Genomic DNA, 15,868 nt, shown 5'->3' with positions numbered 1-15,868 from the left:
GGCCACAGTTGACCAGGGCCACAGGAACACAGGAACACAGGAACACAGGAACACAGGAACACAGGAACACAGGAACACAGGAACACAGGAGTTTGGCTGCATGGATACGAAACTGCACATCTGTGGTCCTGCGCCACTGCACCACTGCCCCACTTCTCCCCGTCCTACTTCGATTCGATCAGCCATTGGCGGGCTTTTTCGGGGGACATCAGATCGACGATTTCGCGTTCTGCTTTGGGCAATGATTCGTAGCGGTCCGGCAGTGAGGGCGTGCTCGTTCGGCCACGCATTTTGCGGCGGACCGCCTCTTCGGCCCAGTCTTCTAGAATCAGCGATCGCACCCACGGGTCGGTAACGTAGGCCTGCAGCATGTTCGCGTCCTTCTCGGGCAACATCGCTTCGATCATGTCCAGTTCGTCTGAATCGAGTGGCTCGATCCTGCCGCCAGACTTCCGGAACAGATACCCGCTCGCAATCGTTCGGTACATCGCCCCAGAACCACGACGACTGCCTTGCGAGATCATCCGTACCAGTCGTTCATTCACGTAACTGGCACGCTCATTTTCCGGTTTCGCCAATTCTTCCTGGATTCGATTTTTCACGATCTGGATCACCGTGAAATCGATTCGCTCGATCGCCTCTTCACTCAGACTGCGTCCCGTGACGCGACCGAGTGCCGTGATCGTTTCGGTCATCGCTTCATCGATCGCTAACTGCCGAGCTTCACCCTCGCTGGTCTCGATCGCCATGATCGCTTCATCGCTGAGCTGTTCTCGCCAGCGGGCGTAGTCGCGTAGGACCTCCAACCGGTATGCGGCATCGGGATGCTGCGACAGGTTCTTCGCTTGTTCACGCAACGACATCTTTGCCGCTTCGTCGAGTTGTTCAAATCGCTCGATTCGCGATAACGCAATCAAGCGTTGCTCCGGTGCAATCTGTTCCAACGCCGACGCAAGATCTTGGTTCGTCGACAAGACATCGTCGCCCAATGCTTCAGCATCCTCGTCAGCCGATCCATCCGCCGAGGCTGGCCGAATCAACTCATCGATTTCCGGTACAACCGAATTGACCACCACGCTTCGCCACCGGGGCGAGTCGACCAAGTCGTCGATCAAACCTGTTCGATCAGCCAACGCGTACGCATCCATGTCAATCGCGACAGGAAAATCCTTCACTTCATCGCTTGCGAGACTCGTATACCAAACCCGCACACCCAAGAATGCGATCGCGGCTAAAGCGACGGGAATCACGGCCGCACGCAACCAACGCAACACCTTTGGTTTCGCATGTGAGCTCGCGGTCGATGGATTACCCGAGCCTCCGGCTTCGGACTGGAAGTCGAAATCGGTGGAAATATTAGCCAACGACTTCTGCACGTCCGCAACGACCAACTCCATCGTCGACTGCACGCTTTGCTCGGTCGTGACCGGTGATGGCAACAAGTCCAGCAAGTCCCAGCCTCGTTGCAAAGACTGTAAACGTCCTCGCAATGCTTCATCGTGGACGAGACGTTGTTCCAACTCGCCACGCTGATCCCGTTCTAGTTCGCCATCGAGATAGGCAACCAAAGCTTCATCATCGCCATCGAGTGCGTCATCGTCCCATTGCGATTCATCATCATGCTTGATCATCACGAATCCTCGTCGCTGGAACTCGAATCGACATCTGTCGAACCGGAAGTCACCGGGATCACATCGATCGTGGGCAAAGGCTCTGATCTAGAGAAGTCGGGATCCAGGACACCGTCATCAATGTACGATTGCAATGTTTCTTTCATGCTCAAACGAGCTCGGCTGAGCAACGACTTCACCGCCTTGGTAGTCAGATCCATCGTGTCGGCGATTTCTTGATAGCTCATGTTTTCGAAACGCGATAAGATCAACGCCATCCGCTGCCGTTCGTTCAGTGCAGCGACCGCGGATCGTACTAATTTCGCGCGTTCGTCACTTTCAGCTTGGCGAGTCGGCATCAGCCCACTGGCATCCAAAGCGGACGCGGTCACCCCCGGTGCATCTTCGTCCACCGCAGAACTACGTACCGCGTCGGACTCACTGGACTCTTTCCGACGGGATTGTGTTCGCTTGGCGTTGCGAGCCACGTTCCCCGCGATCGTGAACAACCAAGTGGAAAACTTGGCCCCCGGCTGATAGCTGTGCCGAGCTCGGAAGACACGCATGAACGTTTCTTGCACGAGGTCTTCGGCGAGTCCGGTATGGGGAGCGAGGTGTTGCATCAAACGGATTAAACGAGGCTGGTAACGCCGAACAATCTCTTCAAACGCACTCGCATCGTCATCTCGGACACGCAACATCAGTCGCACGTCCGGATCCGTTTGGGTGTATCGGAGGATGGTCGATTCAGAAACACTCATGAGCGAAGCTGTTGCAAGACTCCGTAGACTTCGATCGTGCGATCCATTTCATCCAGCACGGGACGTCCTCGGGCGAGTAACTTGCGATAATTTCCTTCGTCGTCTCGAAGTCGATAAACGATTTCGTAAGAGGCCCCGTGAGTGGCAGCTAGCGAGATCGCGTCACGAACAGATTCACGGTCCTCGGGATGGATTGCAGACAAAAACTCTCGCAAAGACGGTTCCCCCAATCTTGGATTGCGTCCGGTAATCCGAAACGCCTCTTCAGACCAGTGAACCGTTTCCGCCGCCGGATCGAAAGTCCAAGTACCTAACCCCGCCAAACGCTGGAGGTCTCGCAGTCGCCGGCGACTTTGTTCCAGGTTCCGTTCCGTTTCGCGGCGTTGAGTGATATCGCGGAACGTCGACAACAACATTTCTTCCCCGCCGACATCCACTGTTCGTGCACTGATCAATACATCGATCACGGACTCGCCGTCTTTTCGAGAAAACTGAGTCTCGAAATTATCGGCCCGCCCATCCTTGGCCAATTGCTTCACGAACATTTCGCGGCGATTGCGGCAAACCCAGATCGAAAGCTCCGAAACTCGGCGGCCCACCAGTTCGCCTTTTTCATAACCCAGCATCTCCAGCGACGCCTGGTTCTCCTCCATCACCACACCATCGCTCCAACGGATCAACAACCCAGCATCGGGCGATTGCGTGAACAACGCCGAATACTTCGCTTGGCTTTCGTTGACACGTTCACGGTGTTCGCGTTCTCGCCGCACACGACTGGCGGCTTCGGAATCCCCGTGGCCGGCCGTTTCAAACAACATCAGCGACAAATCCAAGTCGCCGTGCGAGGCCGCGAAGCGAGCGAACTCCAATTGCGTGCGAGCTAGCGTTTCAGTCGCGCCTCGATTACCAGGCCACAACGCGATCGCTTCGTTCAACAACGCTTCGCCGACGCGAAACCGCTGATAAGGATCGACCGATTCGACGATTTGCCCGTCTTCAGGCCAGACCCGCCGCTTTGCGCGACGAACCAATCGTTCGCTTTCCTGGTGCGTCCGGTGATCTGTGATTGCGGCAATCAGATCTTCGACGCTCGAGAACCGGTCCTTCGGATCCATCGACATGGCGCACATCGCCGCGTCCATCAACTCGCCGCTAACATCGGTGGGCTGAATCACATTATTCGCCGCCGCGTGAATGCACTCCAGTAGGTTATTGCCATGGTGCGGAGGCTTGCCAGTCAGGATGCGATACAGGATCCCGCCCAGCAGATACACATCGGTATGCCGGCCCAGCAGTTCCAGACCACCCATCGCTTGTTCCGGAGCCATGTAGGCGGGCGTGCCACCGATGGCACCGGACCGCGGCGGCGACTTAACCAACGTATCCGTGTTACTGGTTTGATCTGGGGTTGAAGATTGCTCCGGTGCATTTTCAGGTTGCGTCTGTTCGGGCGACTTGTCCCGACGGGTTCCGGTTTGCTCAATCGCGATCGCCAGTCCCCAATCGGCAACCAACGCTTCACCGAATCGCCCCAACATGACGTTGTCAGGTTTCAGATCGCGATGAATCAAACCGCGTGAATGGGCGTAGCGGATCGCGTCAGCGACACGCAACAGGATCTTCACGTTCTCTTCCACGCTCAGCTCGCCGAGCTGTTCACTCCAGCTTGTCCCATCGATGCGTTTCATCGAATAGAACAACTGCCCATCGCTATCAACACACAAATCATGCAGCGCGATCACGTTGGGGTGATCGAGCGAACCGATCACGCGTGCCTCGGTCAAGAACCGCTGCCGGGACGACGGATCGTCGGCGAGTTCGCGACGCAGAAGCTTGATCGCAACTTCGCGGTCGATGGCCCGTTGATGGGCCTGGTAAACAATCGCCGTCCCGCCGCTACCGAGTTTTCCGATCAAGCGGTATTCGGTATCGTCAATCGTGTCGGACGCACAATCTTTCGGCGTCCGCGATTGCCCATAGGACACCACCTTGCGGGCCGGCACAAACCCTTCCATCGGATGCCGAGCGAAGGGTGTTCGTGGAGCGGGAGGGTCGACGGTCGAGTTGCTGAGCGAATTCGCCAAGCTCCACGACGCGGCGACGCCGAGGGATTCGGGCACAATGGTCAGCGTTTGAGAATCGACGGCCTGCGCCGCTAAGCGGCTAGCAAGCCCATCATCGCCTGCGATCGTGTCCAATAACGAGGTCATTCTTCCCTAACGGCGGCGGGTGGATTTCTTCTTCGCAGCCTTCTTAACGCTTTTCTTGGCAGTCGCCTTCTTTACCGATTTCTTGGCGACTTTCTTCTTGAGCGACTTCTTCGCTGTTTTCTTAGCTGCGGGCTGCTTGCGTGCTGACTTTTTGGCGGTCTTCTTAACCGCCTTCTTTGCACTCTTTTTAACTGTTTTCTTCTTTGTATTCTTTCGAGCGGTCGACTTCTTAACGGATTTTTTGTTGGCTGCCTTGCGAACGCTCTTCTTCACCGATTTTTTAGCGGCCGATTTCGCGACCGACTTGCCAGCGGCCTTCGCTGGCTTCTTGACGGTTTTCTTGACCGACTTTAGCAAGCGTTTGCCCTTGGCGGTCTTGGCGAACTTCGCGACCACTTCGTCACGATTGTTATTCTCTTCACTTCGCGCCAATACGGCCAGTTCAAATGCAGCGTCTTCGCCATACTTATTGAAAGCAAAGCTCGCTTTTTGCCGCTTACCGCCCTCGGTTACCCAAGACGCACAGTACGCGTAGTACTCACAATCGGGGTATCGATTATCGTTGGAATAAGCCAGGTGTACACCCACAACACCCGTCGTATTCCGATTCGTTAGCTTGTTCTTTGTCGTTGTCTCGGCAGGACCGTATTCCTCCAGCAAACGGCTGTACGCAGCTTGAGCTTCCGCGAAGGCTTTTGCCTTCCCACCACATGTCGAATCCGCGTAGTATTCATTGACGCGTTCGCCCTGTCGCGAAATGCGGACGAGATACCCTTTTCGGCCTTGGATCTCTAAACGGGTGATTCCTTTTCGGACAGTCTTAATCGACATAAGTTCGCTCCTGTTAAATCGCCGCCATAATGACTTAGCTAGGCAAGCATGTACTATTAAATGTTTGGGTTGGCGGACATTAGAATCACGGTTTCTGCGGTTTACAAGTCGTTGAACCGAAGCACTTTAGGACGTCCAGATGGTCACTCGCAGCGGTCATCTGGCTCCATTCACGAACTCCCCCCCGACAGAACGCGACATTCAAACCCTTTGGGTCGTCCGGACGCCCTTAAGGTTAGCGGGCATCCTTACAGCGGGGCGCAAGCGGAGCATAGAAAGGGACGAAACCGAATCCTGGTGCTCAAAATGATCGGAACCCACTTTCCCTTAAAAAACCCGAAAATTTGTAATATTTGCGCCGGTTTTAGCGTCTGTTATTTTGTATACGCAATGTGACGTTTCTGCTGTCTGCCTGCCTCTAGCCTTGGCCTGACTTCTTCATGATTCAATCATTCCTTCGCCCGAAGAGTTTCCTCGGCGATCGTCCAAACGGCCGAAGCGTTCAAACGCGCTCGCGTGCAAGCGTGAAGCCGCGTCGGCGCGGTCGTGCATTGCGATTCCAACAACTTGATAGTCGGCAAATGCTCGCTGGCGATATTGCGGATGCGTTTCAAAACAGCAGCACCGCTGATACGGAGTTGGTCGCTGAAGGCGAGGCACCCAATTCGGTTTATTTCACGTTCGACTATTCCCGAGACAACGGCTACTTCTCTGGCGCGAACGCGTACCGCCGCGCCGAATTAGAACGGGCAGGCGAAATCCTGACTGATCGTTTGCGAGACACGCTGGCCGCAATCCCGGCATCGAATTCAACCCACACTTGGCAAGCGGGCTTCCAGAACCCATCGACTGGTACGGTGCAAAGCCTGCCGTCGGGCTTTTCGGTGAAGGCTAATGAAATCGTTGTGTACGTCGGGTCTCGCAACCTTTCCAGTTTGGGTGCCGACACGCGTGCGATTGCGGTCGGTGTGCAAGCGCCGTTTAGCTACCAGTGTGCAACCGCTAACGCCGCGTGCACGAGTTTCGTCAGCACGCTGACGACCCGCGGTGAAGGACAAACGATCGGTGCCGGCTCTCGTGACTTTGCTCCATTCGTTGCCTCGATCAGCTTCGACAACCGCAGCGAAACCACGTCTCGCTGGAGCTACGAAAACGAACCGCTTGAAGAGGGTCAATTCCGGTTTCTGAGCTTCGCCGTCCACGAACTTTCACACGTGCTGGGCGTCGGCATTTCCGATTCCTACATCGATCAAGTCAGCAACTTCACCTTCACCGGCCCCAAAACCCGCCAGGCCTATGAGGGAAGCGGGAACTTGCCGCTGGATGGACCATCAGCCGCGCGTCACGTGGCCCCGTCGGTGCTGCAGATTCAAAAGACGCTGATGACCCCTTCGGTCGAGAATTACCTGCCATCGGAATTGGATTTCGCGATTTTGGACGACATCGGTTGGGATGTGGTGTCCAACACCAAACCAACCGTCAATCTTGACAGTTCGTCATTGGTCGTCCTGGAAAACGAGGGGACAGTGCTGGTCAGTGCCACGCTGAACCGGGCGACATCCACCGCCGTTTCGGTTCCCATCGTCGTTTCCGGCATCGCGTCTGAAAGCTCCGACGTCGCCTTTTCAACGACCTTGCTGACCTTCGCTCCGAACTCAACGACCGCCACGGTCGCAATCGATATTGTCGACGACACGACCTTTGAAAACACCGAAGCGGTCACGTTATCGGTCGTCGATTCGGCGTCCGCCAACGTTGGCGATCAGTCTGTGTTTCGTCTAACGATCTTCGACAATGACGGCGTGGACTGGACTGTCGTGCCGTTGTTGGATTTGGAGGACATCGGCAACACGCTTTCGGTCGCCGGCGACAATCAACCGCGAGCGGTGATGTTCCGGGCCACCACGACTCGGACGATCAGCGTGCAAGCCAATAACGTGGACCAGATCAGCCGTGCAGTGTTGCTGGTGGATCCCAGGGGAAACACGATCGGCGATTACAGCCCCACGGGGATCGCTTCGGCGACCATCGAAGCCGGAAAGTCGTACGCGTTGATTTTCTTCCCGCGGTCGACCGCCCGAACGTTTGCACTGACCGTTCCCGGTGGTTTCGCCGCAGCCACCGAATCGACCCGCACGAATGTTCTCGAACCAGCCGATGTTGACGGCGATAACGATGTGATTCCGCTGGACGCGTTGCTGATCATCAATCAGATCAACTTATTCCCTGACATCTCGAACGCCTACTCAACGGCAATCGTCAGCGATGACTTCTTTGACGTGTCCGGCGATGGCATCATCGATCCACTAGACGCCCTGTTGGTGATCAACAAGATTTTCGGCAGCAACCCAGGCGATCCCGAACCCATCGCCGAGGCTCCGTTGATCGCCGCACCGCAAGCCTCCAACAACGATGAACGACGTACCGCTTTGTTTGACGAAGCGATCGAGACATTCGATGTGACGGGGAAGTTTGCGAAGTTTGATTAAGTGTTGCAGGACCACAGGACCACAGGACCACAGGACTAATAGCTAATAGCTAATAGCTAATAGCTAATTCTGAGCTGGTTGGTTTTTGGGGCGGACCAGGCCGGCTTTGATTGCCTCGTTCATCATTTCTTGAAGATCAACGTATTTCGGCTTAGGCAAGTCTTTGCCGGGTCGGACGATTTCTGACGAGATGACGGAGTCCGGCGGCAATTGCACCTCGTTCTTCTTCTTTTCCTTGGTCGGGTCCACACGGCGGAAACGCGACACCACGTCCATTCCTTCGATGACGCGGCCGAAGACAGTCTGGTTGCTGGAAACCGCCACAATCGGCAAGAACGCAATCGCGAACTGCGAACTGCCCGAGTTCGGCACAAATTCGCCCTTGTCCAACGGGATCTTGGCCATGATCAAAGAGCCTCGTAACGCGTTGCGAGAATTCTCTTGCCCGTGCTCGTCGATCAAAAAGTCTCCGGAATTGCCACGCCCATCACCGGAAACATCCCCGGTCAACGCCAAAACGTTTTGCGTTACGACCGACCAATCCACTCCATCATAAAAGCCTTCATTCACCAGCTTCAAAAAGTGGGCAACCGCTGACGGCGCCGAATCCGGGAACAACTCGACCAAGAAGCTACCCATCGTCGTTTCAAACCGAACCTGAGGTAGCGTGTCGGGATCCGCTGCCTCGATCGCTTTTTGTTCCGCATAATATTGCTTTTCCAGGTCTTCCAACTGGAACTTCAACGCCATGTCGGTCTTTTCGAGATCTTCATCCTTCAATGCGTCATAGACCTGTTTGGCCGACTCGAACTTGCCTTCGACGACTGCCGAACGAGCACCAATCAAATACAGGAAACGAAGGTTCTGGCCCAAATCGAGCAAACGGGCGGCGGCCTCAAATGTTTCTTCGTCGTAGATATCTGATTCGAAACGGTACTGCAGCATCGTGACCAAATAGCTGGCAGCCTCCGAACTGGGCAGGTACCGAATCATGTCCAAGGCGGCAGTGAATTCCTTCTGCATCAATTCCCAAACCGCATTTCGCTCTTCACGGTAACGCTTGATCGCAGCCGGCGTTCGGTCCAAGTCGTTGCGATAGCGAAGCTGGGTGGTCCGCAACGCGCCCATCGCTTCGGCGAGCTGAACGTTGATCTCTTCATATAGCTCCCACGCCGCTCGGGCTTCGGGCTGAATATCTTCAGGCAGTTCCTTGACCAGCTTTTCCAGGATCTCCGGATCGTCTTGGATGTCCATATTCGAAGTTCGCTCCGGGGCGAGCAACGACTGCAATCTTCCGTCCTCCGCTGATCCTTCCGGATTCGCCCCCTCGACGATCGGCTCACCGTCTGGCCCATGCGAATGCGGTCCCGCTGGATGCGATGCCTCCGACGTAGCGGTTTGGGGAGTTTCCTGGGCGAACGACGGCAAAACCGGCACAACGAACCAAGCGACTACAGCAGCCAGGGTCCACTCAAAACGTCGCAACATGCAATTGATTCCAACTCTAGATAACGGGATTTCCGCGCAATTACGCACTGTCGCAGGTTTCAGTTCGGACCGGCAAAATGTTCACGCAACTTGTTGATGCTGCACTCAAGGGACGCTCGTTCGCGGAACGGTGCAGCGTGTCGATGCGAATCATCCGGAATTGACCCGCATTACTGTCACCTCGCATGGCACTGTACTACAATTGCGGTCACTCGCGAACCGATGATTGTTCGCCGCGACACACGAACGCTGCACAAGAGTCTGTCGGCGTGACCACCCACGTTCCAGTTCTCTCCAGTTTTTGTTGCGACAGTATTTCTGTCTCAACAGCATTCCTGCCTCGACGTGTCGATTCCCACCCGCATTTCCCACCACTGCCAGTACTCCATGCAAACGACGCCTCACATGCACCGACTTCAACCGCTATCTCTTTCTCGCTCCGGTCGTTCCTTCTCCGCGACGTTGTCCACATCGTTCCTCGTCTTGTGCATCGCGGTCGCAACGATCCTCGCAGCATCGAGCCAAGCTTCGGCAGAACAGCGTAAGGTTCTCATGATCGCGGGTGCTCCCAGCCATGGTTATGGGGCCCACGAACATTACGCTGGCTTAAAAATGCTGGAAGAGTCCGTCTTGGAAGCGAGCGATGACATCTCCGTCGAAGTCGTCCGTGGTTGGCCCGAAGATGCATCCAAGGTTGAATCGGCCGATGCGATTGTGCTTTACAGCGATGGGGGCAAACGCCACGTCGCTATGGACCACCGAGATGAAATCCGTCAACTGCTCAAACGTGGCGGCGGATTAGTTGCCCTGCATTATGCGGTCGAAATGCTGCCCGGCGAATCGGGCGATGACTGGACCGAATTGCTCGGCGGTCACTTCGAAGTCAATTACAGCGTCAACCCGCACTGGGTCGCTGACTTCAAAACGTTGCCCGAGCACCCTGTCACGACCAACGTGAAACCCTTTCACTCCGAAGACGAGTGGTATTTCCACATGCGATTTTCGAACAAGGGAAAAGTCACGCCGCTGTTACAAGCCGTTGCACCGGAAGAAACCATGCGGCGCCCCGATGGTGCTCACTCGGGCAACCCGACCGTTCGCAAGAGCGTCGCCGCTGGCGAACTGCAAACCGTTGCGTGGGCTTACGAGCCTGACCTAGGCGGTCGATCCTTTGGTTTGACCGGTGGGCACTTCCACTGGAATTGGGCACAGGAACCGATGCGTCGATTGGTAACCAACGCGATCCGCTGGACCGCCGGTGACACCATCGAACCGAGCGGTAAGTCCTTGCCTGAAGTCACCACGGAAGACTTGCTGGAAAACCAGGATTACCCGAAACCGAAGAAGTTCGACATGGAAGAGATCACCAAACGGTTTGAGTTGTCTATCGCCGGCTAAGCCCGTCAACGAGCCAGCAGTAAAAGCGTGCCTGCAGATAAACTCTGCAGGAAAGAGGTCTCTGTAGAAGGTTCCGCGATCCATTTCCGCGATCCCATTTATCGTGCATTGGCCCGATCGGCCAATCAGATCGCCTGACTTCGAGAGCTTCAACGACATCTGACTTCGGCTCAACGGACCAGGTGCCAAGTCTGGCTGACTGGCGTTGCGGCGAGGGACTCGTTCTCCCCTTCACTGTGTTTGAACCCTAAATCAGACCGGGTTGATGCACGCAGTCGGTGTCTCCTGGGGTGGAAAAATCGTCACCAGAAACGCAATTTAGCCCTAAAAGGGGGCTCAAAAAGCGTGTTGTTCGCGGGACGGTGGGTTATTCTAGAAGCCCCCACCTGTCTTTCTGGAGCCCCTCATGAGTTCTCTCGGCCCACATCCCAGCGAAAATCGGCCCAGTCGATCGATGGCGACGCCGACGGATCCGGAACTTTCTTTGGACGCGACCGGTACGCACGAACGGCAATTGGAGTCCACATCGTTATGTGTGCTGCAAAAGGATATCAACGGCCGAATCCAACATGCCAGCGGCAAGTTTTGCGAGACATTGGGGTCAACGCTGGAGGAAATTGTCGGCAAAACCGACTTTGAACTATTCCCGGCCGAACTGGCCAAGCGGTACGCCGATCACGACCGAGCCGTCATGAAGCACGCTCGTGCGGAACACTTCATCGAAGAACACGAGGGCTCCGACGGCGCCCGGCATTTTGTCGAAGTGGTCAAGTCGCCGGTCTTCGGGCCTGACCATGAAGTGATCGGCATCCAAGTCGTTTATTGGGACGCCACCCAACATCAAGAATCTGAAAACGAGCTCCAAACGACTCGGTTCTTGATGGACACGATGATGGATCACATTCCCGACGCGGTCTACTTCAAGGACAAGCAAAGTCGGTTCATCCGCAACAGTCGCTCGCACGCGTTGCGGTTCAACCTGACCGATGCGACTGAATTGATCGGCCGTTCCGATGCGGACTTCCACACCACCGAACATGCTCGGGAAGCCCTCGCCGACGAGCGTCGCGTGATGCAGACGGGAGAGCCCATCATTTCCAAGGTGGAAAAGCTGATGGTGCGCGACCGCGAGCCCACGTGGTCGTCTACAACCAAGCTGCCCCTGCGGGATCATGCCGGACAGGTCATCGGCACGTTCGGCATTTCACGCGACATCACCACCCAAATCCGCGCCGAACTCGAACTTGCTCGCGAGCGTGACCTGCTTAAGACGATCACCGATAACATTCCCGACCTGATCTACGTCAAAGATCGTTACGGCCGATTCGTCACCTGCAACAAGTCAGTCCTGAAGCTTTTGGGACTCAGCAGCATTGACGAGATCAAAGGAAAGACCGACTACGATTTTTTGCCGGCGGAGTACGCTTGCAACTACGTTACCGACGACCAAAACGTAATCCGATCAGGAAAAGCGTTGGTCGACCAAGAGGAATATTCACAAAACCTCGACGGCGACCAGTTCTGGTTGCTCACCACTAAGGTTCCCCTACGTGACACCGACGACAATGTGATCGGAATCGTTGGCATCGGCCGCGACATCACGGCCCGCAAGAAAGCCGCGGAAGAGCTTTTGGCGGCGAAGGAATTGGCCGATTCCGCCAACCGTGCGAAGAGCGAATTTCTGGCCAACATGAGTCACGAGATTCGCACGCCGATGAATGCGATCGTCGGTATGACCGAACTACTGCTGGACACTCGTTTGGATATGTCCCAGCGGGCCTATCTGAAGATGGTCCAGGAATCTGGCGATTCGCTGATGACGATCATCAACGACGTTCTGGACTTCTCAAAGATCGAAGCCGGAATGTTGGACATCGACACGATCCCATTCGAGCTTCGCGAGCACCTTGGCGACACGATGAAGACGCTCGCCGTGCGTGCTCACGCCAAAGGACTGGAACTGGCGTTTCGCGTCGCTCCGGAAATCCCCAGTTGGATGATGGGCGATCCCGGCCGGCTGCGTCAGATTCTCGTTAACCTCGTCGGCAACGCCATCAAGTTCACTGAAACCGGTGAAGTGGTTGTGGAAGTCGAACAGGACTCACTGGTTGAAAACACGCATCAACTACGAATCTGTGTACGGGATACGGGCATCGGCATCCCAGCGGATAAGTGCGAGTCGATCTTCCACGAGTTCGAACAAGCCGACGCCTCGACAACCCGTCGTTACGGCGGAACCGGCTTAGGGCTAACCATCTCGTCGCGTTTAGTGGGCATGATGGGCGGCCGAATTTGGGCCGAAAGCGATCTGGGTGAAGGCAGCCACTTTTACTTCACAACAACACTGGAAGCCGCGCCAGCGCACCTGCACACCAGCCGTTCTCGCGGAGTCGTGATTGTCGGTGGCACCAAAGTTTTGGTCGTCGACGACAATGAAACCAACCGTCTGATCTTGCAAGAGATGTTCGCGAATTGGGGCATGACCACCGTACTCGCCGACGGTTCCCCTGCCGCGATGAAGGCGATCGCAGAAGCTGAACAACATGAAACGCCGTTCGGGCTTGTGGTGACGGACGTCAACATGCCCGACGAAGACGGATTCGGATTTGTCAAACGCCTCCGCGATCATTCGCTAATGGAAGACGCACCGATCATTATGCTGACATCGGGCGGGCGACTCGGCGACAAAGATCGACGGGAGGACCTCGGTATCGCCGACCGTTTGATGAAGCCAGTAAAACAATCCGAGCTGTTTGATTCCATCGTCCGAGCACTGGGCGTTAACGGCAACGACGATCATCACGAAGACGAGATCGAAGACGAAATCGGCCTCGGACCGCTGAAGGTGTTGCTGACCGAAGACAACGTCGTTAACCAAAAACTCGCCGTCGGCTTGCTTTCAAAATATGGGCACACCGTCTTGATCGCCAATGACGGACAAGAGGCCGTCGACGCGTTGCTAAAAGACACCTTCGATGTCGTGCTGATGGACATTCAAATGCCCGTCTTGGATGGTCTTTCGGCGACGAAGGTGATTCGCGAAAACGAAAAATCAACTGGCACACGCACGCCAATCATCGCCATGACCGCCCACGCGATGAAAGGCGATCGCGAAGATTGCATCGAAGCCGGAATGGATGAATACGTCACCAAACCCATCCGCAGTGCAACGTTGCTGGAAGCACTGGCAAAGACGATCCCCAACAAGAAAAAGCAATTGGCCGCGGGCGAATTCGATACCGCCGACACAACATCACCGGCGCCTCCAACTCTGTCCGTGGCCGTCAATGGCACCTCCCCCACGACACACAATATCTTGCGAGTTGCACCGGAAAGCAAACCGGACGCGCACCAAGAAAACGAAGACAACGCGTCTGAGAACGACACACCGATCAATGACACACCAGTAAACAACTCTCGGTCGGATGTTCCATCGGCCACCGATCAATCAGCTCAATCCGATGAAAGAGTGGTGGCCGAAGACAACGATTTATCGGAACCCACGACGCCCTGTATCGATTGGGATCTGTTGCACGACACCTTCGGCAAAGACAACGCCTTGATCGCAGACCTTTTCGGAGCATTCGAAATTGAAAGCGTCGAACTGGCTCAAAAGATCAAGGATGCGATCGATCAGGGTGATGAACGGCAACGCAAGATCGCTTCGCATACTCTCAAAGGAGCCGCCCGAGCGATCGGGGCCCGTGAACTTTCTGAAGCCGCTGACGCGATCGAACACTCATCTGGCAGTTGGACCGACGACGAACGCAAAGCTTCGCTCCGCAAACTTCGTCAGTCGCTCGAAAAGACATTGCGGGCCACGCGCGAATTCTTGAGCCAGCCAACCTAGAGCTTCATCTACATTTCATTTTGGGGTTGATCGTAGTGGATGAGGCGACGAATCCTATCCACTCACCGACCAGACGGGCTCGTCGCCTCGCCCACTACCCCCAACTTGAATCTGGATGAAGCACTAGGCGAACAACACGAAGCCGTCGTCACGCAAACCACCCGCTCGGTAGACCACCCGCTCAATAAACCGCCAGTCCAAACTCCGCCAGCGACCTACGACGAGAATCACATCCAGGAATGACGCCAGCAATCACGATCGGCACAACGCCGATGCGTGTCGGATAATCGGCATCACGCACTGAGTCATCCCCGTGGTCACCGCACCGGTCGATCCAGGCAAAGCAAACACGGCAACCCGCCCCATCCGTCCTGCAGTCGCGCGGCTAAGCATCGCTCGAGGGCCGATTTCCGACATCGAGATCGCGCGAAAGTGTTCGCCAAAGCCTGGCAACTGAGCTTCCAACAGGCTCTCGATAACATCGATCGCCAAGTCACGCGGCGCGATTCCGGTTCCACCCGTCGTGATAATCGCGTCGATGTTTTCTGCTGCACTCAGTTCCTGCAATCGTTGACGCAGCGGCTCAGCGTCGTCGGTCATGATCTCTCGCACCGCGACTTCGTGTTGTCCTTCGGTCAATAGCTCCACAATCCGATCACCGCTGCGATCGCTTTCCAGCGAACGACTGTCACTCAGCGTGATCACAGCTACTCGCAACGCTGCGTTGGCGTCCACATCAGGACACCCGCAATTGGCATCGTGAGGCTTCCCCGGATGCGGATTACCTGCATGTGAAATTTCGTGCGACGCGTCAGAACCTGATTCAGTCTGGCTCATACCAACACCTCCACAACGCCATCGGTCTCGCGAACTTCGAAAGTTTCCTGCAACGGTTGTTTGTTGATCAACTGAATGCCAGTCGCCAAGTCATATTGCCAACCATGCCACGGGCACGTCACGCATCCGTCCTTGACGACTCCTTCGGCCAGCGGGCCGCCTTGATGCGAACACATCGCATCCATCGCAAACCAATCACCCTGATGCCGAAAGACCGCGATCACTCGCTGTCCGACCAAGGCTTCGAATGCCAGATCACTCGTATCCGAGCCAATGTTCCCGCTGGATGCCTGAGGATCATCACCGGCCGACTCAGACTGCAATCGTTTGACTTCGTGCCACGTTTTCGGCGACGGATTTGTCTCCATCTCTTCACTTGCTCGCATCACAACGT

11 protein-coding genes are annotated in these 15,868 nt (G+C 55.7%); 4 read left to right on the top strand and 7 right to left on the bottom strand.

Annotated features, from left to right (window positions below):
• Window positions 1-164: 164 nt before the first annotated feature.
• Genes ACR3ZL_RS12080 through ACR3ZL_RS12065 form a run of 4 tightly spaced genes read right to left on the bottom strand, consistent with a single transcriptional unit; the run spans window position 165 to window position 5,412 of the window.
• Window positions 165-1,631 (bottom strand): anti-sigma factor family protein, encoded by a 1,467-nt coding sequence (locus ACR3ZL_RS12080; RefSeq protein WP_473652895.1) that lies wholly within the window; start codon window positions 1,629-1,631, stop codon window positions 165-167.
• Complete coding sequence (locus ACR3ZL_RS12075; RefSeq protein WP_473652896.1) at window positions 1,631-2,371, bottom strand: RNA polymerase sigma factor; 741 nt, start codon at window positions 2,369-2,371, stop codon at window positions 1,631-1,633. Before ACR3ZL_RS12075 ends, ACR3ZL_RS12080 begins: the two co-directional genes overlap by 1 nt.
• Window positions 2,368-4,581: a protein kinase domain-containing protein gene (locus ACR3ZL_RS12070; RefSeq protein ID WP_473652897.1), complete on the bottom strand. Its 2,214-nt coding sequence runs from the start codon at window positions 4,579-4,581 to the stop codon at window positions 2,368-2,370. The genes ACR3ZL_RS12075 and ACR3ZL_RS12070 overlap by 4 nt, the downstream gene beginning before the upstream one ends.
• A 6-nt stretch (window positions 4,582-4,587) precedes the next feature.
• On the bottom strand, window positions 4,588-5,412 hold the full coding sequence (locus ACR3ZL_RS12065; protein WP_473652898.1) for a pathogenesis-related transcriptional factor and ERF protein: 825 nt from the start codon (window positions 5,410-5,412) through the stop codon (window positions 4,588-4,590).
• Between the two features lie 440 nt (window positions 5,413-5,852).
• Here ACR3ZL_RS12065 and ACR3ZL_RS12060 point away from each other — a divergent pair, with 440 nt between their 5' ends.
• A complete protein-coding gene (locus ACR3ZL_RS12060; RefSeq protein ID WP_473652899.1) occupies window positions 5,853-7,901 on the top strand; it encodes a dockerin type I domain-containing protein in 2,049 nt (682 codons plus the stop codon).
• A 63-nt stretch (window positions 7,902-7,964) separates the two neighbouring features.
• Here ACR3ZL_RS12060 and ACR3ZL_RS12055 read toward each other — a convergent pair whose 3' ends face one another.
• Window positions 7,965-9,389 carry a peptidylprolyl isomerase gene (locus ACR3ZL_RS12055; RefSeq protein ID WP_473652900.1) on the bottom strand — a complete coding sequence of 475 codons (1,425 nt, stop codon included), beginning with the start codon at window positions 9,387-9,389 and terminating at the stop codon, window positions 7,965-7,967.
• Between the two features lie 387 nt (window positions 9,390-9,776).
• Here ACR3ZL_RS12055 and ACR3ZL_RS12050 point away from each other — a divergent pair, with 387 nt between their 5' ends.
• From ACR3ZL_RS12050 to ACR3ZL_RS12040, 3 genes are all read left to right on the top strand, one after another.
• A complete protein-coding gene (locus ACR3ZL_RS12050; protein ID WP_486173488.1) occupies window positions 9,777-10,787 on the top strand; it encodes a ThuA domain-containing protein in 1,011 nt (336 codons plus the stop codon).
• Between the two features lie 406 nt (window positions 10,788-11,193).
• Window positions 11,194-14,637: a PAS domain-containing protein gene (locus tag ACR3ZL_RS12045; RefSeq protein ID WP_486173487.1), complete on the top strand. Its 3,444-nt coding sequence runs from the start codon at window positions 11,194-11,196 to the stop codon at window positions 14,635-14,637.
• Window positions 14,638-14,676: 39 nt separating this feature from the next.
• The gene (locus ACR3ZL_RS12040; protein ID WP_473652903.1) at window positions 14,677-14,880 is read left to right on the top strand and encodes a hypothetical protein; all 204 of its coding nucleotides are present in this window, start codon (window positions 14,677-14,679) and stop codon (window positions 14,878-14,880) included.
• Between the two features lie 9 nt (window positions 14,881-14,889).
• On the opposite strand, the gene ACR3ZL_RS12035 is transcribed toward ACR3ZL_RS12040, so the two are convergent.
• Both ACR3ZL_RS12035 and ACR3ZL_RS12030 read right to left on the bottom strand, forming a co-directional pair.
• Window positions 14,890-15,474: a MogA/MoaB family molybdenum cofactor biosynthesis protein gene (locus tag ACR3ZL_RS12035; RefSeq protein WP_473652904.1), complete on the bottom strand. Its 585-nt coding sequence runs from the start codon at window positions 15,472-15,474 to the stop codon at window positions 14,890-14,892.
• A complete protein-coding gene (locus ACR3ZL_RS12030; protein ID WP_473653570.1) occupies window positions 15,471-15,860 on the bottom strand; it encodes a Rieske (2Fe-2S) protein in 390 nt (129 codons plus the stop codon). Before ACR3ZL_RS12030 ends, ACR3ZL_RS12035 begins: the two co-directional genes overlap by 4 nt.
• Between the last annotated feature and the right edge of the window lie 8 nt (window positions 15,861-15,868).

The organism is Rhodopirellula sp. J20-39 (assembly GCF_057365095.1).
This window is presented reverse-complemented; position numbering and strand designations above follow the sequence as displayed.

Excerpts from the sequence above, each read along its gene's own strand:
- ACR3ZL_RS12055 (WP_473652900.1), bottom strand. The coding sequence starts at position 9,389 with ATGTTGCGACGTTTTGAGTGGACCCTGGCTGCTGTAGTCGCTTGGTTC.
- ACR3ZL_RS12050 (WP_486173488.1), top strand. The coding sequence starts at position 9,777 with ATGCAAACGACGCCTCACATGCACCGACTTCAACCGCTATCTCTTTCT.
- ACR3ZL_RS12070 (WP_473652897.1), bottom strand. The coding sequence starts at position 4,581 with ATGACCTCGTTATTGGACACGATCGCAGGCGATGATGGGCTTGCTAGC.
- ACR3ZL_RS12065 (WP_473652898.1), bottom strand. The coding sequence starts at position 5,412 with ATGTCGATTAAGACTGTCCGAAAAGGAATCACCCGTTTAGAGATCCAA.
- ACR3ZL_RS12060 (WP_473652899.1), top strand. The coding sequence starts at position 5,853 with ATGATTCAATCATTCCTTCGCCCGAAGAGTTTCCTCGGCGATCGTCCA.
- ACR3ZL_RS12030 (WP_473653570.1), bottom strand. The coding sequence starts at position 15,860 with ATGCGAGCAAGTGAAGAGATGGAGACAAATCCGTCGCCGAAAACGTGG.
- ACR3ZL_RS12045 (WP_486173487.1), top strand. The coding sequence starts at position 11,194 with ATGAGTTCTCTCGGCCCACATCCCAGCGAAAATCGGCCCAGTCGATCG.
- ACR3ZL_RS12075 (WP_473652896.1), bottom strand. The coding sequence starts at position 2,371 with ATGAGTGTTTCTGAATCGACCATCCTCCGATACACCCAAACGGATCCG.
- ACR3ZL_RS12040 (WP_473652903.1), top strand. The coding sequence starts at position 14,677 with ATGAGGCGACGAATCCTATCCACTCACCGACCAGACGGGCTCGTCGCC.
- ACR3ZL_RS12035 (WP_473652904.1), bottom strand. The coding sequence starts at position 15,474 with ATGAGCCAGACTGAATCAGGTTCTGACGCGTCGCACGAAATTTCACAT.
- ACR3ZL_RS12080 (WP_473652895.1), bottom strand. The coding sequence starts at position 1,631 with ATGATCAAGCATGATGATGAATCGCAATGGGACGATGACGCACTCGAT.